General features: G+C 39.6%; 27 protein-coding genes. 19 read left to right on the forward strand and 8 right to left on the reverse strand.

The genetic code is table 11. The features are described 5' to 3' along the window. Positions 1 to 83: 83 nt before the first annotated feature. Positions 84 to 1,010: an aldo/keto reductase gene (locus NA23_RS08630; RefSeq protein ID WP_033192241.1), complete on the reverse strand. Its 927-nt coding sequence runs from the start codon at positions 1,008 to 1,010 to the stop codon at positions 84 to 86. Between the two features lie 351 nt (positions 1,011 to 1,361). On the opposite strand from NA23_RS08630, the gene NA23_RS08635 reads away from it, so the two are divergent. The 4 genes from NA23_RS08635 to NA23_RS08650 are packed head-to-tail and all read left to right on the forward strand — an operon-like array spanning position 1,362 to position 9,738. Then, on the forward strand, positions 1,362 to 4,997 hold the full coding sequence (locus tag NA23_RS08635) for a UvrD-helicase domain-containing protein (protein WP_035416606.1): 3,636 nt from the start codon (positions 1,362 to 1,364) through the stop codon (positions 4,995 to 4,997). After that, entirely contained in the window at positions 4,994 to 8,404 is a 3,411-nt protein-coding gene (locus NA23_RS08640) for a PD-(D/E)XK nuclease family protein (RefSeq protein ID WP_033192242.1), read from the forward strand. Before NA23_RS08635 ends, NA23_RS08640 begins: the two co-directional genes overlap by 4 nt. An 18-nt stretch (positions 8,405 to 8,422) precedes the next feature. Further along, positions 8,423 to 9,202, forward strand: a complete 780-nt coding sequence (locus NA23_RS08645) for a hypothetical protein (protein WP_033192243.1) — start codon at positions 8,423 to 8,425, stop codon at positions 9,200 to 9,202. 23 nt (positions 9,203 to 9,225) lie between these two features. Next, on the forward strand, positions 9,226 to 9,738 hold the full coding sequence (locus NA23_RS08650; protein WP_052107223.1) for an NUDIX domain-containing protein: 513 nt from the start codon (positions 9,226 to 9,228) through the stop codon (positions 9,736 to 9,738). Between the two features lie 5 nt (positions 9,739 to 9,743). On the opposite strand, the gene NA23_RS08655 is transcribed toward NA23_RS08650, so the two are convergent. The 4 genes from NA23_RS08655 to nadX are packed head-to-tail and all read right to left on the reverse strand — an operon-like array spanning position 9,744 to position 12,974. Beyond that, a complete protein-coding gene (locus NA23_RS08655) occupies positions 9,744 to 10,403 on the reverse strand; it encodes a Dph6-related ATP pyrophosphatase (RefSeq protein WP_033192733.1) in 660 nt (219 codons plus the stop codon). Between the two features lie 43 nt (positions 10,404 to 10,446). Continuing rightward, entirely contained in the window at positions 10,447 to 11,268 is an 822-nt protein-coding gene (gene nadC / locus NA23_RS08660; protein ID WP_203225715.1) for a carboxylating nicotinate-nucleotide diphosphorylase, read from the reverse strand. Further along, positions 11,261 to 12,211, reverse strand: a complete 951-nt coding sequence (gene nadA / locus NA23_RS08665; protein WP_033192735.1) for a quinolinate synthase NadA — start codon at positions 12,209 to 12,211, stop codon at positions 11,261 to 11,263. Before nadA ends, nadC begins: the two co-directional genes overlap by 8 nt. Before the next feature lie 31 nt (positions 12,212 to 12,242). After that, positions 12,243 to 12,974: an aspartate dehydrogenase gene (nadX, locus tag NA23_RS08670; RefSeq protein WP_033192244.1), complete on the reverse strand. Its 732-nt coding sequence runs from the start codon at positions 12,972 to 12,974 to the stop codon at positions 12,243 to 12,245. 263 nt (positions 12,975 to 13,237) lie between these two features. On the opposite strand from nadX, the gene NA23_RS08675 reads away from it, so the two are divergent. From NA23_RS08675 to NA23_RS08685, 3 genes are read left to right on the forward strand one after another with little or no spacing between them, the layout of a single operon-like run. Continuing rightward, positions 13,238 to 14,776: an outer membrane protein assembly factor BamB family protein gene (locus NA23_RS08675; RefSeq protein WP_033192245.1), complete on the forward strand. Its 1,539-nt coding sequence runs from the start codon at positions 13,238 to 13,240 to the stop codon at positions 14,774 to 14,776. A gap of 33 nt (positions 14,777 to 14,809) precedes the next feature. Beyond that, complete coding sequence (locus NA23_RS08680; protein WP_033192246.1) at positions 14,810 to 15,349, forward strand: hypothetical protein; 540 nt, start codon at positions 14,810 to 14,812, stop codon at positions 15,347 to 15,349. Continuing rightward, entirely contained in the window at positions 15,350 to 16,189 is an 840-nt protein-coding gene (locus NA23_RS08685) for an endonuclease/exonuclease/phosphatase family protein (RefSeq protein ID WP_033192247.1), read from the forward strand. 101 nt (positions 16,190 to 16,290) lie between these two features. Here the strand turns inward: NA23_RS08685 and NA23_RS08690 are convergent, their stop codons facing one another. The 3 genes from NA23_RS08690 to speD form a co-directional block, all read right to left on the reverse strand. Continuing rightward, the gene (locus NA23_RS08690) at positions 16,291 to 16,818 is read right to left on the reverse strand and encodes a cupin domain-containing protein (RefSeq protein WP_033192248.1); all 528 of its coding nucleotides are present in this window, start codon (positions 16,816 to 16,818) and stop codon (positions 16,291 to 16,293) included. Between the two features lie 138 nt (positions 16,819 to 16,956). Further along, positions 16,957 to 17,835: a polyamine aminopropyltransferase gene (speE, locus tag NA23_RS08695; RefSeq protein WP_145974467.1), complete on the reverse strand. Its 879-nt coding sequence runs from the start codon at positions 17,833 to 17,835 to the stop codon at positions 16,957 to 16,959. A gap of 61 nt (positions 17,836 to 17,896) precedes the next feature. Then, positions 17,897 to 18,319 carry an adenosylmethionine decarboxylase gene (gene speD / locus NA23_RS08700; RefSeq protein WP_033192250.1) on the reverse strand — a complete coding sequence of 141 codons (423 nt, stop codon included), beginning with the start codon at positions 18,317 to 18,319 and terminating at the stop codon, positions 17,897 to 17,899. Between the two features lie 303 nt (positions 18,320 to 18,622). On the opposite strand from speD, the gene NA23_RS08705 reads away from it, so the two are divergent. From NA23_RS08705 to yajC, 12 genes are all read left to right on the forward strand, one after another. Then, entirely contained in the window at positions 18,623 to 19,216 is a 594-nt protein-coding gene (locus NA23_RS08705) for a queuosine precursor transporter (RefSeq protein ID WP_033192251.1), read from the forward strand. Between the two features lie 17 nt (positions 19,217 to 19,233). Continuing rightward, positions 19,234 to 20,004: a lipoate--protein ligase family protein gene (locus NA23_RS08710; RefSeq protein ID WP_033192252.1), complete on the forward strand. Its 771-nt coding sequence runs from the start codon at positions 19,234 to 19,236 to the stop codon at positions 20,002 to 20,004. Continuing rightward, complete coding sequence (rsmI, locus tag NA23_RS08715) at positions 20,001 to 20,720, forward strand: 16S rRNA (cytidine(1402)-2'-O)-methyltransferase (RefSeq protein WP_052107224.1); 720 nt, start codon at positions 20,001 to 20,003, stop codon at positions 20,718 to 20,720. The genes NA23_RS08710 and rsmI overlap by 4 nt, the downstream gene beginning before the upstream one ends. Before the next feature lie 20 nt (positions 20,721 to 20,740). Continuing rightward, on the forward strand, positions 20,741 to 21,277 hold the full coding sequence (locus NA23_RS08720; protein ID WP_033192253.1) for an RsmD family RNA methyltransferase: 537 nt from the start codon (positions 20,741 to 20,743) through the stop codon (positions 21,275 to 21,277). Between the two features lie 41 nt (positions 21,278 to 21,318). Next, positions 21,319 to 21,966 (forward strand): DUF47 domain-containing protein, encoded by a 648-nt coding sequence (locus tag NA23_RS08725; RefSeq protein ID WP_033192254.1) that lies wholly within the window; start codon positions 21,319 to 21,321, stop codon positions 21,964 to 21,966. A 116-nt stretch (positions 21,967 to 22,082) separates the two neighbouring features. After that, a complete protein-coding gene (locus NA23_RS08730) occupies positions 22,083 to 23,012 on the forward strand; it encodes an alpha/beta hydrolase (RefSeq protein WP_033192255.1) in 930 nt (309 codons plus the stop codon). A gap of 20 nt (positions 23,013 to 23,032) precedes the next feature. After that, the gene (locus NA23_RS08735) at positions 23,033 to 23,530 is read left to right on the forward strand and encodes a DUF3242 domain-containing protein (protein WP_033192256.1); all 498 of its coding nucleotides are present in this window, start codon (positions 23,033 to 23,035) and stop codon (positions 23,528 to 23,530) included. Positions 23,531 to 23,543: 13 nt separating this feature from the next. Next, the gene (locus NA23_RS08740; protein ID WP_084384082.1) at positions 23,544 to 24,296 is read left to right on the forward strand and encodes a ribonuclease HII; all 753 of its coding nucleotides are present in this window, start codon (positions 23,544 to 23,546) and stop codon (positions 24,294 to 24,296) included. A 79-nt stretch (positions 24,297 to 24,375) separates the two neighbouring features. After that, positions 24,376 to 25,014, forward strand: a complete 639-nt coding sequence (gene thyX / locus NA23_RS08745) for an FAD-dependent thymidylate synthase (protein ID WP_052107298.1) — start codon at positions 24,376 to 24,378, stop codon at positions 25,012 to 25,014. After that, positions 25,004 to 25,360 carry a hypothetical protein gene (locus NA23_RS08750; protein ID WP_033192257.1) on the forward strand — a complete coding sequence of 119 codons (357 nt, stop codon included), beginning with the start codon at positions 25,004 to 25,006 and terminating at the stop codon, positions 25,358 to 25,360. The genes thyX and NA23_RS08750 overlap by 11 nt, the downstream gene beginning before the upstream one ends. Before the next feature lie 40 nt (positions 25,361 to 25,400). Then, the gene (locus NA23_RS08755) at positions 25,401 to 26,222 is read left to right on the forward strand and encodes a bifunctional 5,10-methylenetetrahydrofolate dehydrogenase/5,10-methenyltetrahydrofolate cyclohydrolase (RefSeq protein ID WP_033192258.1); all 822 of its coding nucleotides are present in this window, start codon (positions 25,401 to 25,403) and stop codon (positions 26,220 to 26,222) included. 25 nt (positions 26,223 to 26,247) lie between these two features. Then, the gene (yajC, locus tag NA23_RS08760) at positions 26,248 to 26,613 is read left to right on the forward strand and encodes a preprotein translocase subunit YajC (RefSeq protein WP_052107225.1); all 366 of its coding nucleotides are present in this window, start codon (positions 26,248 to 26,250) and stop codon (positions 26,611 to 26,613) included. Positions 26,614 to 26,622: the final 9 nt, after the last annotated feature.

A 26,622-nucleotide genomic window follows, 5' to 3' on the forward strand; every position in this document is an offset into this window, starting at 1 on the left:
CCTTTCAAATCCTAGAAAAACAAAAGGGCCGATTTGGCCCTTTTGTTTAACATTTATGCAGATTGCATAGTTATTGTCAAAACTCAGGGAATCATATTCCCAGCGGAAATATAAAGGCTGTACCATTCTTCTCTTGTTAGTTCAACCTCTGTAGCTTGTGCAATTTTTCTAAGTCTTTCAGGGTTTGTTGTTCCAACTATCGGCTGTATCTTAGCAGGATGTCTTAAAATCCAAGCGATGGCGATTGCTTCCTTTGAAACACTGTATTTCTGTGCCAAGTACTCTAATTTTAAGTTCAAATCCGGGAATAGTGGGTTGTCTATGAACGTGCCTTGTATGTTCCCGTATTCGTTTCCATACTGGAATGGTGACCACGCCTGGATTGTTATACCTTTCAGTCTGCAGTACTCAAGCACGTTTCCATCTCTGTTTATAGATTGATGGAACTTTGTGTTCGTGAAGATACCTGAGTCTATCATTCCCGTGTTTGTGAGACTTAGCTGGAGTTGGTTAGTTAATAATTTGTGTTGCACCGCACTACTGAGCAGTTCGATTTGCATAGAATTGAAATTGCTCACACCGAAGTATCTAACGTATCCTTTTGAATGCACGTAGCCGAACGCTTCGGCAATTTCTTCAGGTTCCATGAGTGTATCCGGCCTGTGCAAAAGCAAAACGTCGATGTAATCTGTATCCAGCCTTTTGAGCGCGTTTTCGACTGATGATACGATGTGCTCTTTAGAGAGGTCATAAAAACCACTTCTAATGCCACATTTTGTTTGGATTATCACTTTGTCCCTTGGAATTTTGAGATTTTTCAACGCTTGTGCGAATACTTCTTCAGATCTTCCACCACCATATATATCCGCATGGTCAAAAAAGTCGATACCAAGCTCTAAGGAGGTAGCAATTAACCTTTCCACATCTGAAATAGGCTTATCCCAGATTCGCATACACCCAAGTCCGACAACAGGAACGTCGAGTTCGTTGCCGAGTTTCATACGCCTCATACCTTTTCACCTCCTAGTTTTTGTAATCAATTTAAAATTATACCATGTGGAACAGTTACAGTTTCCAGTTGGAAAAAGACAATTATCGTCTTAAATTTGGCTTTCAGAGTTTCATTTTTTCTGAATTAATCAGTTATTTGCTCATTCTCTCTTTCTGAAATTCTTATAACTTCACCCATTTGTTGAGAAGTGTATGGTATAATATTGTATACCATTAATACGATTGAATGTAGTTGGAAGAGATATAATACTCAAACACTTGTGTTAAAATATTTAAAGGACGTAAGTGGTTTTTGCAAATTGTTTAAATGTTATAATTTGTTAATCTCGAACCTTGAGAGGTGGAATGTAATGGAAGTTGAGCAGAAACTCACCGTTGCTGAGAAGGTTAGAAGAGACCCAAACAAGAATTACTTTATTTCAGCATCTGCTGGTACAGGAAAGACTTATACACTCACCAACTATTACATAGGCATTCTCGAGCACTACGAACAAACTGGAGATAGCGACATCGTTGATCGCATTGTGGCGGTCACGTTTACAAATAAAGCAGCAAATGAGATGAAGGATAGGATTGTAAAGGAAATACAGAAAAAGCTTTCGAGTTTGAGTGAAAGTGATAAGGCTTACGAATACTGGAAGGACGTTTATAGAAACATGTCAAGAGCCATTATCTCAACGATTGACAGTTTTTGTAGAAGGGTACTAATAGAGCAGAACATAGAAGCTGGAGTTGACCCAAATTTTAAGATTATAAACGAACTTAAGCAAAGAAGGTTGATTGATAAGGCAACGCAAAAGGCGATTCAACTTGCTTTTGAGGTGTACGACGCTGTTGAAAGTGGGGCTAACTACGGCGATAAGGTTGGAAATTATCTGTACGGTCTTACATTGGAAAGATCAAATCGTGTAAAGGAACTATTGAACGAACTTGCGAAAAACACGGACGATATTTTTAGGCTGTTCGATGTTTTTGGAAGCATATCGGAAGTTGCCAGTAAAATTGAAACAGTCGTTATGAACTGGCGTTTGGAATTGAACGAATCGAAAGTGAGTGAAAAGCTCTTGGAAATTTTTGAAGAAGCAGGAGGGGCTTTGAGGGCGTTTAGGACGATATCCCTAATTGCAGCCGAATTTTACGAAGCAGAAACACTCGATAATTTCGAGTACGATTTCAAAGGCGTGCTTGAAAAGACATTAAGGGTGCTTGAAAATAGCGCAATTAGAGAATACTACCAGCAACGGTTTAAGTACATCATCGTTGACGAGTTCCAGGATACCAATGAGCTGCAGAAGAAGATATTTGACTTAATTCACACGGATGATAACTACATTTTCTACGTTGGTGATAGAAAGCAATCGATATACCGCTTCCGCGGTGGAGATGTGTCGGTGTTTATAAAAACCATGGAAGAATTTGAGCAGAAGATAAAGAGTGGAAGAACTGATTACGAAATGCTTTCGTTGAATGTAAACTACCGTTCGCACCCAGAACTTATCGATTACTTCAACTATATGTCAGAGAATACGATTTTCAACAGTAGCATATACGAATCTTTTTCTGTAGATTCAAATAATTCAGCAACCAGCAAGCGAAAATCTTCTACGAAGAATAAATCAAAATCCAAAACTGTTAATGAGGAAATAGCCCCATCGGAAGGCCTTGATGAGCTACTTTCTATAGACGACAAGATATATGTTCACGAGGTTTTCAGATTGCGATATCCTGAGCTTTACGAAAAGCTTTGGTTTATTGAAAAAGATGACAAATCTGATGCGGCATTCTCACCAGATGAAAATGAGTTCTTACCCGGGGAAATAAGAAGGGTTAACTACATTACCATTTCAAAGGCACTTTTGAAAGAAAACAGCGAAGAAAGTGATGAAAGTGAGGAAGCCGCGGGTGGTGAAGTAACCGAGAATCTTGAAGGCACAGACAACGCAAAAAATTTATCAGATATGGACGACAGGGAACTGGAAGCAGTGTATGTGGCGAAGGTTATAAACTCACTTGTCGGTAAAGAGATGACGTTTTATGAAAAGCAAGATGGAAAGTTCATACCTGTTTCAAGAAAGATCACATACAAAGATTTTGCCATACTGTCTTACAAACTGCAAGACATAGAGGATGTCTATAGAGAAGTCTTTGCAAGGGAAGGCATCCCACTTTACATCGTCAAAGGTAGGGGATTCTATAAAAGGCCGGAAATAAAGGCAGTTATCTCGGCACTTTACGTTATCCAAAATCCAAATAGTAACTACTACTTTACGCAATTTTTCTTTACACCGTTCACGGATGATGTAAATCGAAGCGTTGATAATTCGGAAGAGACAGGAAAAATGAAGAATTTCCACAAGATTGTGACTAAATACAGAGAATCGAAAGAGCAAGGATCAAGAAAATCATTTTTCCAATGCGCAAAAGATCTTATCGATGAAGGTGCTTTACCAGAGCATGTCGTAGAGATTATCAAACTTGTTGCAAAATACGATGAACTGAAATACTACCTTAAGCCCGCTGAGACTTTGAAGCTCTTTGTTAAGGAAAGTGGCTATCTAAAGAAGATTGCGCGATATCCAAACTCAAGCCAAAAGTTAAGGAACGTTCGAAAACTGCTGGAACAGGCCATGGAATTCGATGACCAAGCACCAACGTTCTTTGAATTAACAAGGCTCCTTGAACGCATTTCGGAAGTTCAAGAGGTAGAGGCTTCGGAAATCTCTGAAGAAGAAGATGTTGTGAGGATGATGACTGTCCATGCGTCTAAGGGGTTGGAGTTCAATATAGTCTTTTTGGTAAATAATGATAGGGCAGATAAAGGTGAAGAGAAGACATTCTTCCCAGAGAGTGAGGATGGGAATGGGAGGTATGTTTACATAAGTCAGTTCTTGGATAAGGCACTTAAGAAATTTGTCTCACCAAGAATGACTAAAGAGCTGGAAAAGGAATTGAGAAAGCTCTTGGAAGCAGAGGTCATATACGATGAAACCGAAATCTTGAGAAAGGTCTACGTTGCCATTACAAGAGCAAAAGAAATGCTTTTTGTTGTGGATTTAAAGAAAAAAGACAAGAATAATAGAGGCGTACCGGCTATAAAGTATCTGGATCCTCATGGGTTCGAAGAGAAGATAAAGGTGATTGTAAGCCTAGATGAAATAGAGAGCGCAATCGGTAGTGTTGTGGAACCTTCGAGAAATGAAACAACATTGGAAAGGAGTATTATCCAACCACCCGAAGATTTAGAAACCAACGTCGATGAAAATCTCATCTTCAGTGATTTCACACCGATGGCATATAAACGGTATATCTCACCTACATTGCTTTACGGTATAAGCGATGAAAAAAGTGAAATTGAGTCTGTTGATGAGTCAAGCGAGGATTTTGAGGTTGCAGAGACTATTTCAGCTATTCCAAGGACAAATTTCGAAACGTCGAAAACAAAGGCCAGATTGGAGGCATTGAACTCACTCTTGGAAAAAACTTCAGAAATAACACGCGGGAAACGTATCCATTCAATGCTTGCAAGTGTGACAAGATATGAGCAACTGGAAAGACTAGTAGGGGACGGAGTAATTCCAAGGGAGATTCTTAAGGTGCAAATATTAAAGACTCTTTTCAACGAAAGTGAAAAGATATTCTCAGAATGGCGATTGGCAAAGACCTTGGATATATACGATGAAAAATCTGGTGAACGGAAAAGCTACGTACTCTTTGGTGTTCCTGATAAAGTCTTTTTGAAAAACGGGGAATTCTACGTTGTCGATTTCAAAAGCTCAGCCCTTTATGATGCATCACCTGACGTGGAACACTATGTGTTCCAGGTGAAATTTTACATGATGCTTCTTTCAGACCTTGGGAAAGTTCGTAGGGGTTATCTTGTCAGCGTTCCGAGGGGACAAGCACTGCCAATTGACCCGCCCCGAGAGGATTTCATCGACGATATTGTCGAAAGGATTAAGAAGTTCGAGGAGATGATGAGCATATGACAACCAAACCAGATGTCAAAACTAATAGCAAAATTGCATATGTCGTTCCTATAGATAAGTCCCATTTCCAATTCATCGCAAATCAAATTGAGAGGATTTACGAAGAAGACCCTCTGAACTTCCTTTTCATCGGCCCTTCCGGGTTTTACGTTAGGCAAATTGCTGACAATGTAGCAAAGCAACTGAATAAAACTATCAACAGAGACGCTTTCAGGGTCATTAACCAATACGTTACCGAAATACTCCGCCTTAACAATTACGATGCCGAAGTTTTCGACAGGGACTTTTACACAATCTATGTTACCGATGTTATCGACAAAATCCAAAACGATGCAAAATTTTCTGGCGATAGCCAAAAGCAGATAATACTAAGGACACTTTCAAAATCACCAACGATAATAGAGTACATTGTAGATTTGTTTGAAAAAATCTGGGAGTTGAACCTTTACGGAGAGAGTGGAAAAACCGAAGCAGAATTAACAGGTACATACGCACTAATTCATGACATCATCCAGAATCCAACAACACCATTTGCCGAGATACTAAATGAGGTTATTCGCAAGATGGAAGAGTCCGCGGAAAAACTGAAAGGAAAAAAGATTTACGATCCGATAAGCGTTTACAGATGGTACATAGACCAAGCAGAATACGTCGAACCTGGACGGAAGTACCTTGTCCTCAGCGGATTTTTCGATATCCCACCGCTTATGCGAAAAGCTCTTATGAAAATGATTGACAAAGCCGAAAATGTATTTTTCTACGTCTGGCAAAAGCCGGCAGATTTCTCATTTGACCAACTTGACGAAGTTTACGGATTCCTCCAATCAGCTGGTTTTGAGATCAGAACCGATTTCTGCCGAGAAAAGATTGTTGCATTAGAGAAACTTGTAAACAATGTGCGACGTATAAAAGTGCCTACGGAAAATCAGCTCTACCAGTACAACTATGTAACTTCCCAAGTAAAGAAATTGCTTTTGCAAGGTGAAAAGCCTGATGACATTGCGGTTGTTGTGCCTTCATCTTCGATAGCAAAAAGGCTCATGGAAGAATTAAGCGAGGCCAAAATTCCGTACAGGTACAGTGGAAAGATACCGATCACGCAAAGTAAGATTGTTCAGATACTCACTCAACCACTGGAGACGTACTTCAACGAGTTCAGAACAGAACACCTACTTGCAATAATTGAATCTCCTCTCATACCAGACAGAAAACTCACAATGGATGAAGTCGAAGACCTCTTTAGAGAATTTGGATACTATTCCACAAACTTGACAATCAGCATATTGAGGGATAAAGAAAAGCTATACGAGATATTCTTCAGAAGCTTAGATAAAGAGATAGAAGAAACAGCAAAGGAAAAGGAAGAGGGGGAAATAGAGGAAGACGTTTATCTTGACACTATCAAGCGTCTGGAACAACTCAGAGAATTTAGAAAGATCGTTGAGAAGCTTTTTGAGATACTCGATGAAATAGAGCAAAACAATGGTAAGACAAATTTCTTCAATTGGTACAGAGGATTTATCTTGAAGTATTCCAAGAACTTTCCTGGTGCATTTGAGAAGTCCGAAAATGCGAAGAATTCAGAACACGCAGTCGAATCACGAGAAGTATCGCGAAGTCTCGGTAATGAAGTAAATGCGTTCTCAAAGTTTGTTGACACAGTGAATAAGCTTGAAGATTATATTGAAAAGATTGTTGAGCTCGGAGAAAGAACAAAAATAGAAGGTTGGAAGAAGATATACAGACTTTTGACTGTGATGCTTAACTCTTCGGGATACAGAGAGACCTTCAAATCCGCAAACGTAGTTGATATCGTCGATCTTTCAAACGCAAGGTTTTTGAGCAAAAAGTACAAATTCTTCTTGGAATTCACGGATGATTATTATCCATCGATAGAAAGAATAAACCCTCTGCTTTTCAAAACAAACAGCGAAAGATCAAAGATATACGAGATGATCGAAGAGCGAGAACGCAGATCTCTGATACTTTCGATACTATTCAGCGGAGAATCGCAATTTGTCGTCCCGCTTGCCACAAATACTGGTGACATGCTTGTACCTTCAAAGTATTTAAGTGAATTTTCGGATTTAAAAGACGAAAAAGAAAAGTTCGTTCCCACATTGTCGGACATATACTCAGAGATAGACTACGAAATTGAAAGGCTGAAACAACAAGATTTGGAAAACAAAAACAAATTAGATAAGGTCTTGAAGGAGAGTGAATTCATCCTAGAAGAAAGGGTAAATATAAAGGATATCAGCTACAACAAAATAAACACCTACATGAAATGCCCCCTGCAATTTTATTTCCAACAAGTGGCAGATCTTTTCTACAAGCCGGGTGCAACGATCGAGAACAAGAGAGCTATAAACGATGGTTTAATCGTGCACCGCGTAATGCGTAAATTCTATGAACAATTCCTGGAGCAGACAATCTTTGAAGTTGATGTGAATCAAGTAATGAATTGGATAGAAGAAGAATACAGAAACTTCTACTTTGAGGGCATATACGCTTACTCGATTCCAAGAAAGCTTAAAGTAGCAGAAATTTCAGAACAGCTACTACCACTACTGAAATCGTTCGTGCAAGATAAGAAAGTAATAAACTTGAAGCAAAGGAGTATATCATTTTATCCTGATTATTTGGAAGAAAAATCGTCAGAGTCAAAATCTTCAAAGGGTGAAGAGCTGATTTCAGAAAGAATATTAGGTCTTGAAAAAGAATTTACAGCACATTACCAAGGTTATTCATTTGTTGCACGAGTAGACCGAATAGACAAAGTTTCCGTGCTAACAAACGAGGAGTCTAAACAAAAAGGCAAGAAGAACAAAACAAACGATTTGGACATGAAAAACGACGAAGGAGAAGGCTTTGCGATACTCGATTACAAATATGCCAGAGTAAGAAATTCTGCTATCGAACAGATCATGTTCTACGATTGGATACTCCAAAAATCGAAAGATAGTACCATTGACAGCGCCGATAGAGTCTATTTCATACTCTTCTCACTCAAGCCCAAAGAAGATAAAGGTAAATACACCTACGAATATGAGTATGCGAAACGACAGCATGACGGTGAAAATGCGAAAATATTCTTGCCTGCGGGCAAGCGAGGAAGGATTTCTTCGTATATTCCTTTCGATTATCAGATGTTCGAAAAGTGGTTGATGGAATTAATTGGTGAAATAAGTGATGAAGGAAGATTTGTTCCGGTGTTTTTGGACAGTGAGATGAAATCGTTTGTAAAACTTGCAATGAAAGAGGTCAAAAGCAAAGAAATAGAACTTGCTGCACCCGATGGTTCAAAAAAGACAAGAAACTGCAGAACGTACAATTCGGGAAATTGTCCATATGAACCAATATGTTCAATGTATGAAATGTACGGTGTAAAATTGAAAAAGGGGTGAAGAAAGGGGGCTGTAGCCGTGAAGGTATACTTCGACAAAGAGTTCCAATTGCATGAACTAATGCAATACGCTGCACCGTGTATTATTCAAGTTGGAAATAGGCTAAGTGTTGATTTACATTCTACAAACATTTTAAACTTCATGATGTTAACTCCTATCAATGAAACTGAGGAAAGAATCTTCGATTTTGAGTTGAAATCGCTTGAGTACGACCCAACCGAGAGTGCCGAACTCTTGGAATTTCGTGATCTGGTCGAACTAGATGAAAAGAGCTTCGAGAAGTTCAAAATTGTGAACATTGTCGCACGTCATGTCAAAAGACAAAAATCTTCTGGTGAGCCAAGATTTCTGAACGTGGAGAATTCTTTGGTAGGCGTCGAAGTTGTGCTTAGTGTTGATAAAGGGTTCTTAATCAGTCATCCAGAACTCTTCTCCCACAAAGGTTTCGTGTTCTTACTTGATTGCATAATTGCATCCATGCTTGGACAACTAATGAAGGGAGAACCGGTTAGAATCTTGAGTAACGAACCGTTACTTTATCGGTTAGACTTGCAAAACATTACAGCTGAAAAAGCGGAAGCTTTGGAAAAAAGATTTTCAGAATTTAACAGTAAAATCGTGGATATGATAGATGGCATGTTCGTGTTAATGAAAGGTGTTGCACAGAAATTTGAAGAAAGTATTTTGCAAAAGCATAGGGAAAGCGTTATTCCCATTTTATGTGAAGGAGTCGAACTGAGCAGTTTAGTTGATGAACTACAGATGCTCGAGAACGCACTAAAAGGGATGAAGCTCTAATTCTAAGTAAGAGAGGTCTGGGTATGCTTGAATACGATGAAATTACCCGTCTGATGAGAAAACACGCGAACCAAAAAATCGCTACAATATGCTATGCTGAAAACAATGGAAAGTTGTTGTTTTTGCTGCGAAAGAAGGAACCTTTTGCTGGGTACCTTGTACCTCCAGGTGGTCACGTTGAAAAAAACGAAGATGTCGAATCTGCAACAAGAAGAGAATTCATCGAGGAAACCGGACTGGAGTTGTTGGATTTAAAATTGAAGATGGTGACCTCGGAAAGAGGACCTGAGCACTACAATTGGATACTCTTTATATTTGTCGGTAAGACAAACGGTACGAACTTCGTTGAGAGCTCTGAAGGAAAGTTGTTTTGGATAGATAAGGATAAAATATTACAAGAAAACTTGTCCCCCATCGATAAATTGTTGGCACCGTACATCCTTGATGGAACGGATATTGTATGGAAAGTAGAAATAGATTATGACGAGCAGAAACAGTTCAAAAACGTGTTAATTGAGAAATTCACGGATTTTTGAGAGACTCATATATTAACGATTAAGTATTCGTTAGTCTCGGTGGAATGCTTACCAATTATTTTGATTTCTAAAGGCTCCTTGAATATTGGACCATCGTACACAACTGTATGGTATTCTCCGTTTTCACCTGAAATGTCGATACTGAGCTTTTCAATTAGCTTGAGAGTTTCTCTATTGTGTAAGTCTTTTCCGAGCAGTTCTCTGTATTCGGTCTTAGTAGCGATAATCTTTGCCTTAAAACCTTCCCTTATGAATTCCTCGATGAGTTTTTCTCTTGGTTCCAACCATAGCGGTTCCAAGACGCTAACGTTGTAAGTTGCGCACACTCTTTCAACCCAATCTTTGTGTTCCTGCAAATCGATATCACCAAATATCCCTGTCCCATTTTCAACACCTTTGAGAAATTCAAGGAACTCCATTTCGTACGTTTCCCAAGTTGCACACCTCATCATTAATTTGGCACCTATACTTTCTGCCTGCGCCTGTATCAGCCTCTTTGACAAACCATGAGCACGCGTGTGAACGCACGTTTCATCGAACATTGTAAACAGAATATCAACTCTTTTAAGCTCTTTTAATGCTCTGTGCAGTGCGAGTGCGGAATCCTTTCCGCCACTCCAAGATGAGAATATTACCTTATCGTTTATTTTCTCAGATAATTGCATTTGCAGTTCCACAGCTCCTTTTGTTCAAATATACATATAGATTCTACAAAACTTCAAGACTGTAGTCAACATACTTGACTTCGCTTGTGATTCTACCTATGGAAATCACATCAATGTATTCGCACACATATTCTTCGATATTGTCGGGATTAACACCACCGGAGATTTCTACAATAACATCTGGGTACCTTTCCTTTATAAACCTTGCAGCCCTGCAAACTTCTTGTGGGGAGAAGTTATCGAGCATGACGATGTCTGAGCCAGCCTGACACGCCTCGACTGCCATTTCGAGTGTCTCTGCTTCAACTTCTATCTTCTTAGTGAACGAAAGATGCTTTTTCACTTCATTGACCGCTCTTGTTATGGAACCGTAGAGCTTTATATGGTTGTCCTTTATCATAGCACAGTCTGATAGATTGAGCCTGTGTGTATCACCACCACCGTGCAGAACCGCGATTTTCTGGAGCTCTCCGGTAAATGGAATTGTTTTCCTTGTTGCTGCAATCTGAACCTTCCCGTCGGCCTTTTCCACAAGCTTTCTTACCTTTGTCGCAATTGCACTCATAAAAGAAAGAACATTTAGAATGCTCCTTTCACAGATTAGTATATTGTAAGCATCCCCATGAATTTGTGCCACTTTGCCCTTCTTTACAAGGTCTCCATCTTTGTACAAGAACTCTGCTTTTATGTTAAACCTTTCGCACACACCACTCACGATTTCCACACCGGAGATGACTGCGGCTTCATCTTTGAGAATTACTTCTGCGTTACATTCTGTTCCCTTTAAAGGATAAGAAGCGTAATCTAAGAAGTATTCGTCTTTCCTTATCAATTCAACAACGTTATCGATAATTCTATCAAGCACTTTTAACCACCTTTCTTTCTGAGCGTTCTGCACCTTCGGTTATTTCAAGCATTCTTTCTATAGCCTTTCTTGCCTTTGCAATAAGCTCACTATCCAACGTTACCTCTATCTTTTCTTCCAAGAGTGCCAGGTATGTATTTCTTAAGTTGTTCTTTTTCATATTATAGCAAACCATCGAAGGCACTGGTATGAATACTTTATCAGGATAGAGCTTTTCAAGTTTTGCCGGCATTCCGACCTCTGTCACGACGATGAATTCATTTGCCTTTGAAGAAGCGGGGTACTTCTCCATTTGCGATGTGCTTCCTATGAAGTGAGCCAGATTGCGTATATTCTTTGGAACTTCCGGATGGACCATAACTTCCGCGTTTGGATACTTTGACATCATCTTTTTAATCTCGCTATCCTTAACGTAGTTGTGCACATAACAATATCCTGTCTCGCCCGGTATTGGGATGATGTTTTTCCCCGTTTTTTCGGCAACGTACGAAGTAAGATTTTTGTCTGGACCAAAAAGGATGGTATCTGAGTCCAGCGCTTTGACAACGTCAACTGCATTTGCCGACGTACATACAACATCTGCAACTGCCTTTACTTCCGTCCTGCTATTGACATACACAACAACCGGTACGCCTTTATAGATTTCTTTGTACTTCAGCACATCTTCAACAGTCAATGAATTTGCCATCGGGCAAGTGGAATATCTTACGGGAACGATGATTTTCTTTTCGGGATTCAATACCTTCATAACCTCTGCCATGAAATCGACGCCGAGGAAGAGTATCTTCTTGGCATCTATTCTTGTCACTATCCTTGCCAGTTGTAGCGAATCGCCCAAATAATCCGCTATCTGTTGCAGTTCGGGAATCTGATAATTGTGAGCCACAATGATGTATCCTTTTTCATCGGCAAGCTTTCTGATTTTCTCAGGTGTGACGTACATTGACATATTCTCCACCTCCACATGTAGCATATTAGCCTACCTGAAACCTTTCTGCCCTTTTTCTCAAAGCTGATACCAACGATAAAGGGGCAAGGTAACTTGTCTTTGGATTTGGTGAAGGCTTGTTTTTGTGTATTATTTTGTATTCACCGACTGAAGAATAGATGTTTATCTCGTGTACGTTCTCTTCGATCTTTGGGTCAGCTACTATGCGTACATCGACCTTATCGAAATCTCCAACAGCAAGTGAAAGAGTCACGGAAACGTTCGTGTTTTGCGGGAACTCCTCAATGGCTTGGCGTGCGTTTCCTGAAAATATCACTTGATCTTCACTTAAGTTTTCGAGATTGAAAGCTTTTGGTGGTTTTCGTGTTACAAGCTCGACCTTACTGATGAATTTTTTAACAGCACGTATGATATCAAGTCCACCTATTGCACCTGAAGGGATGTAAGCTGTCTGGGAGGACCTTTTCAATTCCTCCATGAACTTGTCAAAGAACTCAACATCCGAAAATGCACCGGAGCTTATGATGTAAAAATCTTTCCCGCTTTTGAGCACGTCCAAACCATACTGTTTTACAGCATCTACGGAAGCGCACTCAACAACCACATCAGCATCTTCTGGAACAAAAAATCTTTCTAACCTTTCGCAAGGTAGGTCTGTTTCAATAACATCGTAATACCAGCACTTTTCAATCTCGTCTCTTAGTTCTTGGTAAACTATCTTTGCGATATTTCCCCCACCTATGAAAAATACCTTCATACTGTCACTCCCATATTCCACCGAACTTTTCGTATTCGTCAGATTTTTCTAAAATTCATTCACTTAAAGAATTTCTCTACTTTATTATACAGCTACTGTTATATAATGTCAAATACTGTAAAATTTTCATATAGTGGTACTTAGCTGACCGAAAAGGTGTAGAATAGTGGTATTGTCATGATGAAGTTAAAGAAAATAGTGCAACGTTCAAGTAAGAGGTTGTACGGCTTGTACGGATTTTCTCTCTGAAAGGAGGGATAAGTATGGCAAGAATGAAAAAGAAAGAAGATGAAGAACGGATATTGAACGATGTTGCTAAACGTGAAGAGCGTGTAAGAACTTTTGCACAATTGGTTTCATTTGCACAAATATTAATCGTGGCTTCTGCTTTCTTGTCACGTAAAGATATAAAGTACGTTTTTAGTTTTGGCCCGCTGTTCTTTCTAATTCCCGGTATTATCAACATTCTGCGCGTCAAAGGTTACAGGATATTAGGTGTTTCCTATTTTTTATCTTCACTAATTCTTTTGTACACAGCAATGAACGTTGTTGTTCCAGCTTCCACCATTTATTACATCTTGACCTTTGCAAATTACATTTTCTTATACAAAGCGACAAAACAAAAAGTGTTTAACAACCTGTGGAAATTAGTTTTATTATTTGCGCTTGCAGACATTATATTCATAGGATTGAAATTGCTTCACTTAGTTCTCTTGCTACTTTTATTACATCAGATGATCCACTTGTATGCTTTATTGAACATGAGGTATGTCGACATACTGTACACAAAACCAGATAAAATAAAGAAAAAGTACTCAAATGCAAAAGGACTTGATATTCCTGTTGACTTTGAGACAAGGACACCAAAGCAGATATTTAGAACGCTCGGTGGTATATATTTTTCACCGGTAATAACGAGTGATGAATTTGTTTGTTTTACTTCCGCAGATGGGAGTCTGTACAGTTTTGCCAGTAACGGTGAATTAAAATGGAAAGTGGATGCTGGTAGTGAGGATTTTTCAGGCCCCCTGCTGGATAGTGAGGAGAACATATTTATTGTGAGTTCTTCTGGGATGTTGATAAAATTAAGCGCTAAAGGTGAGGAGATATTCAGAATAAGAATAAAGCGCGGGATTTCTTGTATGCCTGTTATATTCAACGACATGATATACCTTTTCAATACTGCAGGTGTTTTGTATGAGATATCGACAGATGGTGAAAGGCAAAGAACAGTGTTTAATTTGAATGAATTTATCGATTTAAGTCCCATTATAACAGAAGACTCGATTTACGTCTTACTTCCCCCAGGAGAATTATACAGGTTTTCAATGGATGGTGAAAAAATCTGGAAGACAGATATGGGAACTGTTACAACAGCACCGGTGATAAGCGAAGATGGAATTATCTATGTCGGTTCGAACGATAAATCCCTTTATGCAGTCAATTCCGAAGACGGAAGCGTAATCTGGAAATTCGGAACAGATAGCGAGTTAACTGTTACACCGGCCTTGGATAAAGACGGAAGGATATATTTTGGTTCCGGAAAGAGATTCTATTGTTTGGATAAAGACAAGAATGTTCTTTGGGAATTCTCAACAAAGTCTGAGATTTCCAGTCCTCCAACTATCACGGATGATTATATATACTTTGGTTGCAAGAATGGGGATTTCTATTCACTAAGAACTGATGGGACGGTTGATTGGTACTATAAATTTCTCACAGGTGTTTACGCAAAACCAGCTGTGTCAAAAACTGGCACTGTCTATGTACCTTGTTCTGATGGCAGTGTTTATGCTTTTTGAGGTTCAAAAATTATACGAACCGAGGTGAAAATTATGGAAAGAATGGATATTTACAGAATTGGAAGCTGGCGTTGGATCGTGGTGAGCCTTATATTCACGATATTCTTTGGATATTTTGTTTTCGGACCATATGGTACCAAACTCAATGTTGCCTTAGGTGAAGAGATTATTGATTCAAAGTTCATACTGTCTCAGGACTATATTTCAAAGTATATCGACAAGGTTAGAGAGGATGATTTGGAGCACTTTGTATATCTTCACGTTTTGGATTCATTCTTTGCGTTGAGTTATTCATTTCTTCTTTGGTCGATATCTGTGAAAGTTTTCCTGCAAAGACTTAAAATGTCAAACGAGTTTCTAACTGTTTTTGTGCTCTTTGGAGGGCTGTTCGATTTGATTGAGAACATACTCCTGATATGCTTGGTGTTCTTCAAAGAGAAGGTGCATGCCGTATTCAGCAAGGTATTGATTTTTGTCACACCGGCTAAGTTCTTGTTACTTGCCGTTGTTGTGCTTATAATACTCGTAGGTATAGTTGTAGTCCTTTTTAAGAAAAGCCGAGGAGAGATTTAAGTGAACATATTAACTTTAAACCTGCACACCTATCAAGAAGTTCCCTTCAAAGAGTACGACAATATCCTATCGTTTCTTGAAAAATACAAGCCTATTCAAGAAGCGATTGCTGGCCTTATAATTCAAAAACGAGTCGATATTGCTTTTTTCCAAGAAGCAGGACAGTATATTCACGAAGAACCAGACATAAATATCCAAGGAATAGCTATCAAGAAAAGCAACTATGTAAGAATCTTAACAGAGATGCTTTCTGATAAGAGAAAAAACTACCATTTTGTATGGGACATCTCCCATTATGGCTTTGGCATTTGGGAAGAAGGGCTTGGAATTCTTTCAAAATTTCCCATCGTTGAATTCGAAAGTAGGTACGTTTCCAAACATACTTGTTTGGATACTTTTTACTCAAGAAAGATAATCAGAGCAAGAGTTCAAGCTGAAAAAGAACAACCTGATTTATACTGTGTTCATCTCAACTGGGCTGAGGCAGGTTTTGTTGAGGAATTCTCTAATCTGGTGAAATGGATCGAAGAAATTGGGAATGAGAATTTTGTTATTGCTGGGGATTTCAATGTGCCATATGGTTCTGATGAATACGAATTGATAGTTAATACAAAAGTACTTGGTAGAAAATTGATTGATGCTTGGGTAGTTGCCAATCCTGACACACCTGTTCAACCAACTTTTGGTGGAGATGTAATTTCAGAGAGCACTGCAAGGATAGATTATATCTTCATCCCTGAAGGATGGGAAGTAAAGAGGGCGGAGATTGTTTTTGATAAGGAAAGAGTATCTGACCATATGGGGGTATTCAGTGAAATAAAGGAAGCCTTTATGGTTTGAGCGTGTTTTGGTATTAACGGTGTTAAATAAAAAACACCCCCGGATGTTTTTGCATTGAGCAAATTTGGGGGTGTTTTTGTTGATTGATAGCCAGCACTTTTTCAAATAGTTTGTATCCACAGAACCTTTGCTTTTTCCTTTCCGGGATTTCTCATGTAGTGTACACAGTCGCCTGAGTAGTAGAAACAATCTCCTTCATTTGCGCGGTACCTTTTGCCATCGATGTAGATATCCACCGAACCTTCGATGACGTATCCGAACTCATCACCATCGTGGTAGCCTTCCTGTTCAGTTTGAGCACCTGGCTCGAGCTCAACAATTTTGGCGTCGAGTTCTTTATCTTCGACCGCGTCCATGAGTATCTCTATACTCACACCTTTTGGTAAATCGTAAACAGGAACGCGTTCGTCTTTCTTGAATATGATTTTTTTCTGTTCATCTGAGAAGAAGTGCTTCAGGTCTGTTCCCAACACTCGAAGGATTCTTTCTAATGTTTCTACAGAAGGAGAAACTTTGTCACTTTCGAGTTGGGAAATAAAACTTCTTGATAAATCACACCGGTCAGCCAATTCTTCTTGTGTGTAACCTCTTGCTAAACGGAGCCTTTTCAACTTGCTTCCTAATTTCATGTTGTCACCCCTAAGTTGTTTTGATTAATACCGATTTAATCTGAATCAATTATACACTGAATATCAATGATGTGAAACTTTCAAAACGACAAAAAAACGGCAGGGGGAATCCTGCCGCAGGGGGTGTGAACGTGTATTTTACTCTTCTCCGATGTATTTCTTCACAAAGTTCGGAAGTGCGAATGCAGCTTTGTGAATTTCTTCGTTGTAGTACCTGAGAGGTTCTTTGAAGTTTCTTACCTTTTCTGGGTTGAAATCTTTTATCGGGTCCCAACCGGCCTTTGATGCGTACGTGTAGCTCCAAAGTCCACCTGGGTACGTTGGCATAAAACCAAGGTACATCTTGACAAGTGGGAAGTTGGCTTTGATTCTCTTGTAAGCTGTTGAACCCCACTCCCAATCGTACGTCATACCTTCTGTTTGTGCACAAAGGATACCGTCTTCTTTTAGCGCTTCGTTACAAGCCTTGTAGAATTCAAGTGTGAAGAGGTGACCGCCTTGTCCAGCCGTTGGATCTGTTGAGTCAATTATTATGACATCGAATTCGTTTTTGAACTGTCTGACGAATTTTGAACCATCTTCAAAAACGAGTTCTACTCTTGGATCATTCAGCTTTGATGCGGTGTACGGGAGATATTCCATAGCTGCTCTTACGACCATTTCATCGATTTCGCACATTACAACTTTCTCTACACTTGGGTGTTTCAAAACTTCCCTAACGCTGCCGCCATCCCCACCACCGATGACGAGCACTTTTTTTGGATTTGGATGCATGAACATCGGTACATGAACAAGCATTTCATGGTACATGAATTCATCGATTTCAGTTGTCATCGTGATACCATCCAGTGCAAAGACGCGTCCGTAGAAAGGTGATTCGAATATGTCTATTCTCTGATATGGACTTTGTGCGGAATAAAGCCACCTATTTACCTTCATGAACAATCCACCAGGATCTCGAGAATACCATTCCATGTACAGCATATGTCTTCCTGGTTTGAGTTCCATCTCTTCCATAGGCATTCCCTCCTTAATATATAATTTTTATTAGCTTCTTCGTGTCTTTAATTCAACATTCTCAGAGGCTTGCAACAGCCTGCTTTACTTCTTCAATAGTTGCCTTGTGAGATGCGGTCTCAGGAATGCCTATTTCGTCGTATTTTCCACGTAGATGTTCGACTACGTGTGCTCTCTGAGACTTGAAAACCTTCTTAAGATACGTGAACGCTCTCCATGGATCTACGTGGTCACCGCATGTGAATAGGTCAACGGCTGCGTAGCCGTATTCTGGCCAAGTGTGAATTGTCAAGTGTGATTCACTGACCACTACAACACCGCTCACTCCATAGGGGAGGAACCGGTGGAAAGATGAGTTGACGATTGTTGCACCAGCTTCATATGCCGCTTGTTTCATGTGGAACTCAATGGCGTCGATGTTGTCGAGTATCTCCTTATCGCAGTCATAGAACTCCGCAATGATGTGTCTGCCCAAGCTTTTCATCGTAATCCCTCCCCGTAAGAAATTTTTTCTACCTTATGTTTTCAGGGTTTCTTGATGTTCACTTAAATGAGCACATTGTTTCCATATACATTGGCATGTCTATTTAAATGAACACGAAGCGTCAGTATTGCGAACAATATTATATACCCCCTTTAAGAATTTTTTGGTTAAGGTGATGTAACAGTTTGTCTAATTTTTGCGTACCATCATGTTGTGTTGAGGAAGGTTAGATTATAATATTTTGCCTTGCCATTTTGAGGAGAAAGTTTTACATAGACGAGACTTTGAAAGGAGAGGTGGCTTGTGGACAGGCGAGAGAAAAACGCTATGATTTTAACAACTCTGTTCATCACAGGAATTGTTATTTCAAATGTTATCGCAGCGAAGGTTGTGAAGTTAGGAGTGTTCTTGTTTCCTTCATCAATCGTAAGTTACACGTTCACTTTTATAATTGCGAACATGATGTCAGATGTGGTTGGTAAAGAACGTTCAAAGTTTCTCGTTTTTATGGGATTCCTTGCTCAAGCGACTGCAAGTGGTCTCATCTTGCTCGGGTTGTTTCTTCCTTCAGCAAGTATCGAACGAGGAGAAGCTTACCGCTTGCTTCTGGGGATTAACTGGAGATTCACGCTTGCCAGTCTTGCCGCGTATGGAACTTCTCAGCTTATGAACTATTATATATTCAATTCCAAATTTTTCAGGAAAGCATCCGTTGCTAATTTGGCCTCTGTGCTGATTGCACAATTTTTTGATACACTGATCTTCACTATTGTGGCTTTTGTAGGTGTATACAATCAATTGTTTAATATGGTGTTGTCTCAATATGTGGTAAAGATTATAATAGTGTTAGTGACAAATCCGATATTCCTCTTGACTAAAAAACTAAAGGGTGAATAAGCTAAGGAGCTGATATTTTGTACATTTTTGAAACCTACGGCTTCAAAGGTTCAAAGAACATGGCAATAGATGTTACACTCGGCCAAATTACAAATGAACTGAACGATGCGATCTTGAGGTTCTACACATGGGAGGTTCCAACTCTTTCGCTTGGGAAACACCAAAAAGCGGATGATGTGGATTTTGAATATATTGAGAAAAATGGTTTTGACTTAGTTCGAAGACCTTCAGGTGGACGTGCAGTTCTCCATTGGGATGAAGTGACTTATTCAATAGTTATTCCTAACGGTCATGAACTTTTCAAATATGGTGTGCTTGAGCTGTATAATTTGATTTCTAAAATCATTGTGAACGGGCTCAATAGACTTGGATATCCCGTTGAATTAACGGAAGGTAAAAATAAGCCAGTCAGCCATGTATGTTTCCAAGTGCCTTCTACGTATGAGATAACACTCAACGGTATTAAAGTCGTTGGGAGTGCGCAGACTCGCACTCAAGATTACGTACTTCAACACGGTTCGATAGTACTTATCCCCCATGAAGAAGTAAAGCATTGCTTCAAGAGTACAAAGACACTTGATATACCGTTGATAGGCTTGTACAATTACGCCCGTAGGGAATTTTCAGAGATAGTTAGGAGCTTGAAAGAATCGTTCGAGGATTATTTTGGTGACGGGAAAGAATTTGACGAGGACACAAAAGGGAAGATTTTAGAAAACAGCAGGGTTCTTGAAGAAAGATTTTTGGTTCGAAAACCTGAAGTTTCAAAAGAGGAAGTGGGAGCATAAATCCTAATGGTCTTGGTGTGCTGTATATTGTAGGAACACCGATAGGGAATCTCGGGGATATCACTATCAGAGCTCTTGAGGCCTTGAGAAGCGTTGATTTGATAATTGCTGAAGATACTCGTAGAACTCTTCATTTACTTTCGCACTATGGGATTTCAAAGCCTTTGGAATCATTCAATGAAAGAAATTCTTTTAGAAAAATAGATCATATCATCGAACTGCTGAAATCAGGAACCAAGATCGCACAGGTTTCTGATGCTGGAATGCCGGTGGTTTCAGATCCAGGTTGGAACCTTGTTAAGAGATGTCACGAAGAAGGGATAAAGGTTGAGGTGATCCCAGGGCCAAGTGCATTGACAAGTGCCATAGCACTGAGTGGTTTCCAAGGGACTTATTTTTACTTCATCGGTTTCATGCCCAAGGACAAAAACAGAAGAAGACTATTGAGAAAAATCAAGGACGATGAGCTCATTGAACGGTTCGTGTTTTTCGAAAGTCCTGAAAGATTGAAAAAAACCTTAGAAGACATCTACAAAATCCTTGGAGATTGTAAAGTGTTCATCGCAAGGGAACTGACAAAATTCCACGAAGAGCACTTCTACGGAACAGTTTCTCAAGCTATGAATTATTTCGACAAGGTAAAAGGTGAGATTACCGTTGTCGTAGAGAAATCGGAAATTCCAGAAAGTAAAGAAGAATTGGAAGAAGATAGTTGAAAAGATAGGAGAAGAACGATATGCTAAAGGTAGAAACAGGTGAATTAAAAGGTAGAACAATTGCCACGGTCCCAGATCCCAGAACGAGGTACACATCAGCAATAATAAGAAGAAGCCTTGCAAATATGGTAGATTTTGAAGGAAAGGTGTGCTTGGATATATGCGCCGGTAGTGGTATTGTTGGTATAGAGATGTTGAGCAATGGAGCAAGGCATGTGACTTTTGTTGACGCATCGAGTGTGTCGATAGCAACGATAAAGAATAACGTTAAGAGATTGGGGTTAGAAGAAAGGGTTGATATAAGGAAAATGGATGCGCGCCGGTTTTTGGAATCTCACACCGGCGTTTTTGATGTCATTTATTCAGATCCACCGTACGAGTTAGGGCTTGTTGACGAGATCGTTTCTCGTGTTCACACTGTTATGGGGGGCGATTCAATTTTCGTCCTCCAATGCTTTAAAAGAGAAAAGCCGAGTGAGAGCGCAATTGAAAAACTGAGAATTGTAAAGGAAAAGGACTATGGTGATACTTTGTTGATTTTCTTTGAAAAGTCGTGAAATTTGGGAATATCATGGTATAATTGTTTGGGGGTGTTAGTATGCCATTTTCATTTGCGAGGAAAGAGAAAGAAGTAATAGAACGTTTACTAGATTTATCTAGAAAGACTGTAGAAGCAAGTACCACGTTGAAAGAATTTTTTGTGTGCTACTTTGAGGACAGATGTGATGGAACTCAGAATTATTTTTCGAGTATTAAACGTATCGAACATGAAGCAGATGAACTTAGAAGAGGGATTATCTCAGAAATTTACAAGGGGTTGTTCCTACCGGACATGCGTGAGGTCATACACTCATTAACGGAAGGTGTTGATAAGATCGTTAACAAGTGTGAGTCTGTAAGCAAGATAGTGGATTATCAACATCCTGACGTCCCAGATGAACTAAAAGAGAAAGTGATTAAACAGTTGGAGTGTGCTGTCAAAGCCGCGGAATCTTTTGTGAAAGCAGTGGAAAAGCTATTCGATAACCTTGACGAAGTCCAACATTACGTAATTGAGGTTGAAAGATTTGAACACGACGAAGACGTGGTTGAAGAAGAGTTACTGAGAGCGATATTCGGCAAGGATATACCACTTGCCGAAAAAATGCAGTTGAAGGAATTGGTTATAAACATAGGCGATATAGTCGACAGGACTGAGGACGCTTCGGATATACTGGAGGTATTGCTATTAAAAATTGCCTACTGATATTCAGGAGTTCTTTTGGTGTTTTTCTTGTTTTTTCTACGTTCTTACTTACATTCTTTTCAGATGTTACTTTTGCTCAATCAACAGAAGAAACAGAAGCGATAGGAACATACTATGTGTACTACAATTCTTTAATTCCAATTTACAAAACACTCTATAAGATAGAGCCTTTCTTCGAGTATTCGAAGATAGTTGAGTACAAATGGAAAAGGCCTGTAGCACGACTTGTTGAAATCAGAGAACCAAAGATTAATGAGCCTTCTGTAGTTTTAATTCCAGGGATAGATCCCAACGAGATAAACGGAGAGTGGACGGATTACAAAAGGTATTTTGTTGATACGTGGAAAAGATATCTACCGGAAAAATACGGACTTTATGTTTTTATTTATGCGTCGCTGGACGTTCCACTGGAAGAAAGTGCTGACAAACTTACTCAGGAAGTTCAAAAGTTAGCTTCATCTGGCAGTGGGAGCTCCAAGTTCAATTTTTACGCCCACAGTATGGGTGGATTATTGTTGAGGTACGCACTGCAGCATGAGGATTTTTTAAAACATGTTAATAAGATAGTCTTTGCTGGAACGCCACATATAGGTTCTCCATTTGCGAATTTTGTAGTGATGAACAAGAAACTCCTGAAGCTTAGAAACGATTGGGACTATCTGAAAGCGATCTTAATCACCGCAAATTTGGCAAGTGTATTTATAGAAGCACCAAATTATCGATACCTAACATACAAAAGAGAACATCCCGGAATTCCTGAGGGTGTTGAATTTGTGAACTTCGCAGCGGTGATAAGGCAGAGCAATGAACTGATTGTACAGAATATCTTAAAAACCGAGCCGTTTTCGAGTGCAGCGATGGTCTTTTTGAACTCGGTAAGTAAAATCGTATTTCCTGAGGGTGAATTCACTGAAAATGATGGTATGGTACCATTGATTAGCGCTACTGCTTTTGGAAAGAGCGAGATTTTCGAAGGTTTTGACCATGCAGATTTTATTTTGAGTGATATAATTGTAAGGAAAGCAATTGAGTTTTTCTACAGTTGAACAAAAGAAGGTGATGAAGCTTGATAACAAAAAAATTTAAAAGATTAATAAGCTTTATTACCATTGTTTTGGCAACGTTTGTTGCCTCATCTTGCTCGATACCGTTTGTCCCGGAAGTTCCTCCGGGAAGTTACTCTGTTGAAGCAGCTATAAATGTAATTGCAAATAAGTATATGTTGATGGATACTGGTTGGATAAACGGGTTTGGCGATATGGAACTTGGAGAAGGTAGGTACGCAACGTTTGATGGCGTCGATGGTTTTCTTATGGTTTTTAGATACGACGATTTTGAACAAGCAAAAGACGCGTGGAATAAGATAACAAAAAAGTACGGTAATCCTTTCAAACTGAAGTATTTGAAAATAAACATGGGCACTTATGGTGTCTTTACAATTCGTTTAGAAAATACGGACCTGTATTGCTGGTACAAAGAGAATTGGCTTTTCATCGTCACCGGAGACAAGATAGAGAGGTTTGTGATGGATATAAACAATATCTACAAAACCATAAAGAAGTAAACAAAGGTGAAGTATGACATTTGTTGAAGAAAACGATTCAGTGCGGTTGTTTGGAGACAAACCTAAGATCGATTACACCGTAATTGGAGTTGACGAGGCAGGACGTGGACCGCTATTTGGACCTGTTGTGGCAGCGGCGGTTTATTTTGATGAAGGCGTTAATATCGAGGGAATTGCCGACAGTAAGAAGTTAAATGAAAAGCACCGAGAAAAACTGTACAACGAGATTTTTCTTCATGCCAAATTCGGTCTGGGACTTGCAACACCTGAGGAGATAGACTTATACAACATATTTCATGCCACTGAACTTGCGATGAACAGAGCTCTTGAGATATTGAGCCAGTTCGTTGAAATTAAGAATGTCTTCGTTGATGGGAAGAGTTTAAAACTGAACTTTCCTGCTGTGTGTGTTGTCAAAGGAGATGCTAAGATTTATCAGATCTCTGCGGCATCGATACTGGCGAAAGTTACACGTGATAAGATTATTGAGAAGTTTCATGTTCAGTATCCAGAGTACAATCTGATACATCACAAAGGATATCCAACAAAGGAGCATATAGACCTTTTGCAAAAATACGGTCCGACACCTTTTCACAGGTTAACTTTTGAGCCGGTGCTTGAATTGTTGTCACTAGAGCTGCTTGATGATTGGTTTAGCAGAGGATTAATTAGCGAGATTAGGTACAGACATCTTTTAAATTTACTGGAGGTGGACCTCTTTGGCACAATCAGAACACCTAAACGAAAAAAAAGAATTGGAAAATGATAGCTCAAATAGTGCGCAACTTGAGAGCAATTTGTTTGAAGCAAAGGTTTTAGATAAAGGATTTGTACGTCTTGTTGACATGATGGGGGACGATTACGCAGCGGTAAAGGCTGCGCGCGTTTCATATGGCCAGGGGCTCAAAACTCCCGAGCGCGATAGGGCTTTGATATTTTACTTAATGGAGCATGGTCACGAGACACCTTTTGAGCACATAGTCTTTACTTTCCATGTTAAAGCTCCGCTTTTTGTAGCAAGGCAGTGGTTTAGGCACAGGATAGGCTCCTTCAATGAAATAAGTCAAAGATACACGGAAATTAAGGAAGAAGAATTTTACATCCCTGAGAACGTTCGCGTCAATGTTCCGGAAGACAGACAAAAGGCAGTTCCTGTGGAGGACGAAGAGTTATTGGAAAAAGCCAGAAGTTTAATGGTAAAATCTTTTGAGGACAGTTACATCACTTACAAAGAGTTGCTGGCCTTAGGAGTAGCAAGGGAATTAGCAAGGATAGTGCTTCCCCTGTCAACTTACACTCAGTTTTACTGGACAGTTAACGCACGAAGTCTGATGAATTTTTTGAATCTTCGTGCTGATTCTCATGCGCAGTGGGAAATTCAGCAATATGCCATTGCCATAGCGAGAATGTTCAAAGAAAAATGTCCTTGGACGTATGAGGCTTTTACGAAATACGCTTACAGGGGTGATCTACTTGAAGCTTAGAGAAGTTTTGGAACTTGTAAATGGTAGAGTTGTTGCACCGGAAAATGCGAATTTGGATATTGAAATTTCCAAAGTTGCCGCATCAGATCTTATGAGCGATGTCTTGGCTCTCAGTGAGCCCGGTTCTTTACTTGTAACAGGACTTGCAACACCGCAATGTGTGAGAACAGCAGGTGTTGTTGGTATACCTGTGGTTTTAATTGTGAGAAATAGAGATATCATGCCTGAGACAATAAAAGCTGCTGAACTTTCGGGCGTTGTATTGTGTGTTACAAAAAAAGGCATGTACGAAGTTTGTGGTATACTTTATTCTGCAGGGCTACAACCTGTTTTTAATCAGGGATGAAGAAATAAACTTTATTTAAGAATTTAAGAGGTGGAAGACTATGCTTTTGAATTTAGAACCGCTTTATTCGTCAATTGTTGAAAATATAAAAGAGCGTATCTCAAAGCTGTCAAGACCACCAAAGCTTGCAGCTGTTACGTGTCAACCAGATCCCTCTACGATAAGTTATTTAAAAAGTCAAGAAAAACAAGCAAAACGTCTCGGAATCGAGTTTGCTGTATACGAGGCACCGAAAACCTCGGATTTAAAGTTGCTCTTACCAAAGCTTTCTGCAGATGATACAGTTAATGGTATATTCTTAACTCACCCTCTGCCCGCCGATATTTCGGAATTGGAGGCAGTGTCGTTGATTTCGCCAGAAAAAGATGTGGAAGGTAGGAATCCTATTAGCCTTGGTAACATCTTGTACGATAACCCTATCTTCCCACCCTGTACTGCCGAAGCTGTCTTGAGGATTATTAAATACCTTACAAATCCATCTGGGAAGAGAATCACGGTGATTGGAAGGAGTGTGACTGTTGGAAAGCCACTTGCGATGTTACTTTTGCAGAAAGGCGTAGATGCTACGGTTACCGTATGCCACTCGAGAACTAAGGAACTTGCCGAGTTAACGAAGAGCTCGGAGATAGTGGTCGTTGCTATTGGAAAGGCAAAAGCACTTAGTAAAGAATACTTCAATCCAGGAACACTAGTTATAGACGTTGGTATAAACGTTGAAGGTGATGAAATATACGGAGATGTGGATCCATCCGTTGCGGAAGTTTGCGACCTCACACCGGTTCCTGGAGGGGTAGGCAGGATAACGACACTTGTTCTAATGGAACATACAGTTAAAGCAGCCGAAATGGCAAGAAAATATTGATATATACACTTAGGAGGTGTTTAAGGTGAAGTTAGTATTTGCGGGAGCACCGGATGCAGGTGCAGCATCAACGGGAACACAAACAAGTGCATCAGGAGCCATGATGCAGATGTTAATAATGCTCCTGATATTCTTTGCGATGATGTATTTTTTGGTCATCCTTCCACAAAGAAGGAGAGAGAAAGAGTTCAAACAGATGATTGAGAGTTTGAAGAAAGGTGACACGATCATCACAACCGGTGGAGTTGTTGGAAGAATAGTTGATATCAAGAAAGACGTAGTGAAAATCAAGAGCGCAAACTCAACGGAACTTGAAATTCACAAGGCTTACATAGCGAAGGTTATTAAAGAGAAAGAAGAGACAAAAGAAGAAACAGATTCCAAAGACTAAGTATTCGGG

This window comes from Fervidobacterium islandicum (assembly GCF_000767275.3).
Lineage (GTDB): Bacteria > Thermotogota > Thermotogae > Thermotogales > Fervidobacteriaceae > Fervidobacterium > Fervidobacterium islandicum.

Coding starts and splice junctions, on each gene's coding strand:
- NA23_RS08740 (WP_084384082.1), top strand. CDS start 23,544: ATGACATTTGTTGAAGAAAACGATTCAGTGCGGTTGTTTGGAGACAAA.
- NA23_RS08635 (WP_035416606.1), top strand. CDS start 1,362: ATGGAAGTTGAGCAGAAACTCACCGTTGCTGAGAAGGTTAGAAGAGAC.
- NA23_RS08720 (WP_033192253.1), top strand. CDS start 20,741: ATGCTAAAGGTAGAAACAGGTGAATTAAAAGGTAGAACAATTGCCACG.
- NA23_RS08680 (WP_033192246.1), top strand. CDS start 14,810: ATGGAAAGAATGGATATTTACAGAATTGGAAGCTGGCGTTGGATCGTG.
- NA23_RS08630 (WP_033192241.1), bottom strand. CDS start 1,010: ATGAGGCGTATGAAACTCGGCAACGAACTCGACGTTCCTGTTGTCGGA.
- NA23_RS08675 (WP_033192245.1), top strand. CDS start 13,238: ATGGCAAGAATGAAAAAGAAAGAAGATGAAGAACGGATATTGAACGAT.
- NA23_RS08640 (WP_033192242.1), top strand. CDS start 4,994: ATGACAACCAAACCAGATGTCAAAACTAATAGCAAAATTGCATATGTC.
- thyX (WP_052107298.1), top strand. CDS start 24,376: ATGATGGGGGACGATTACGCAGCGGTAAAGGCTGCGCGCGTTTCATAT.
- NA23_RS08650 (WP_052107223.1), top strand. CDS start 9,226: ATGCTTGAATACGATGAAATTACCCGTCTGATGAGAAAACACGCGAAC.
- speD (WP_033192250.1), bottom strand. CDS start 18,319: ATGAAAAGCTTGGGCAGACACATCATTGCGGAGTTCTATGACTGCGAT.
- NA23_RS08725 (WP_033192254.1), top strand. CDS start 21,319: ATGCCATTTTCATTTGCGAGGAAAGAGAAAGAAGTAATAGAACGTTTA.
- nadX (WP_033192244.1), bottom strand. CDS start 12,974: ATGAAGGTATTTTTCATAGGTGGGGGAAATATCGCAAAGATAGTTTAC.
- NA23_RS08690 (WP_033192248.1), bottom strand. CDS start 16,818: ATGAAATTAGGAAGCAAGTTGAAAAGGCTCCGTTTAGCAAGAGGTTAC.
- nadA (WP_033192735.1), bottom strand. CDS start 12,211: ATGTACGTCACACCTGAGAAAATCAGAAAGCTTGCCGATGAAAAAGGA.
- speE (WP_145974467.1), bottom strand. CDS start 17,835: ATGGAAGAGATGGAACTCAAACCAGGAAGACATATGCTGTACATGGAA.
- NA23_RS08655 (WP_033192733.1), bottom strand. CDS start 10,403: ATGCAATTATCTGAGAAAATAAACGATAAGGTAATATTCTCATCTTGG.
- NA23_RS08755 (WP_033192258.1), top strand. CDS start 25,401: ATGCTTTTGAATTTAGAACCGCTTTATTCGTCAATTGTTGAAAATATA.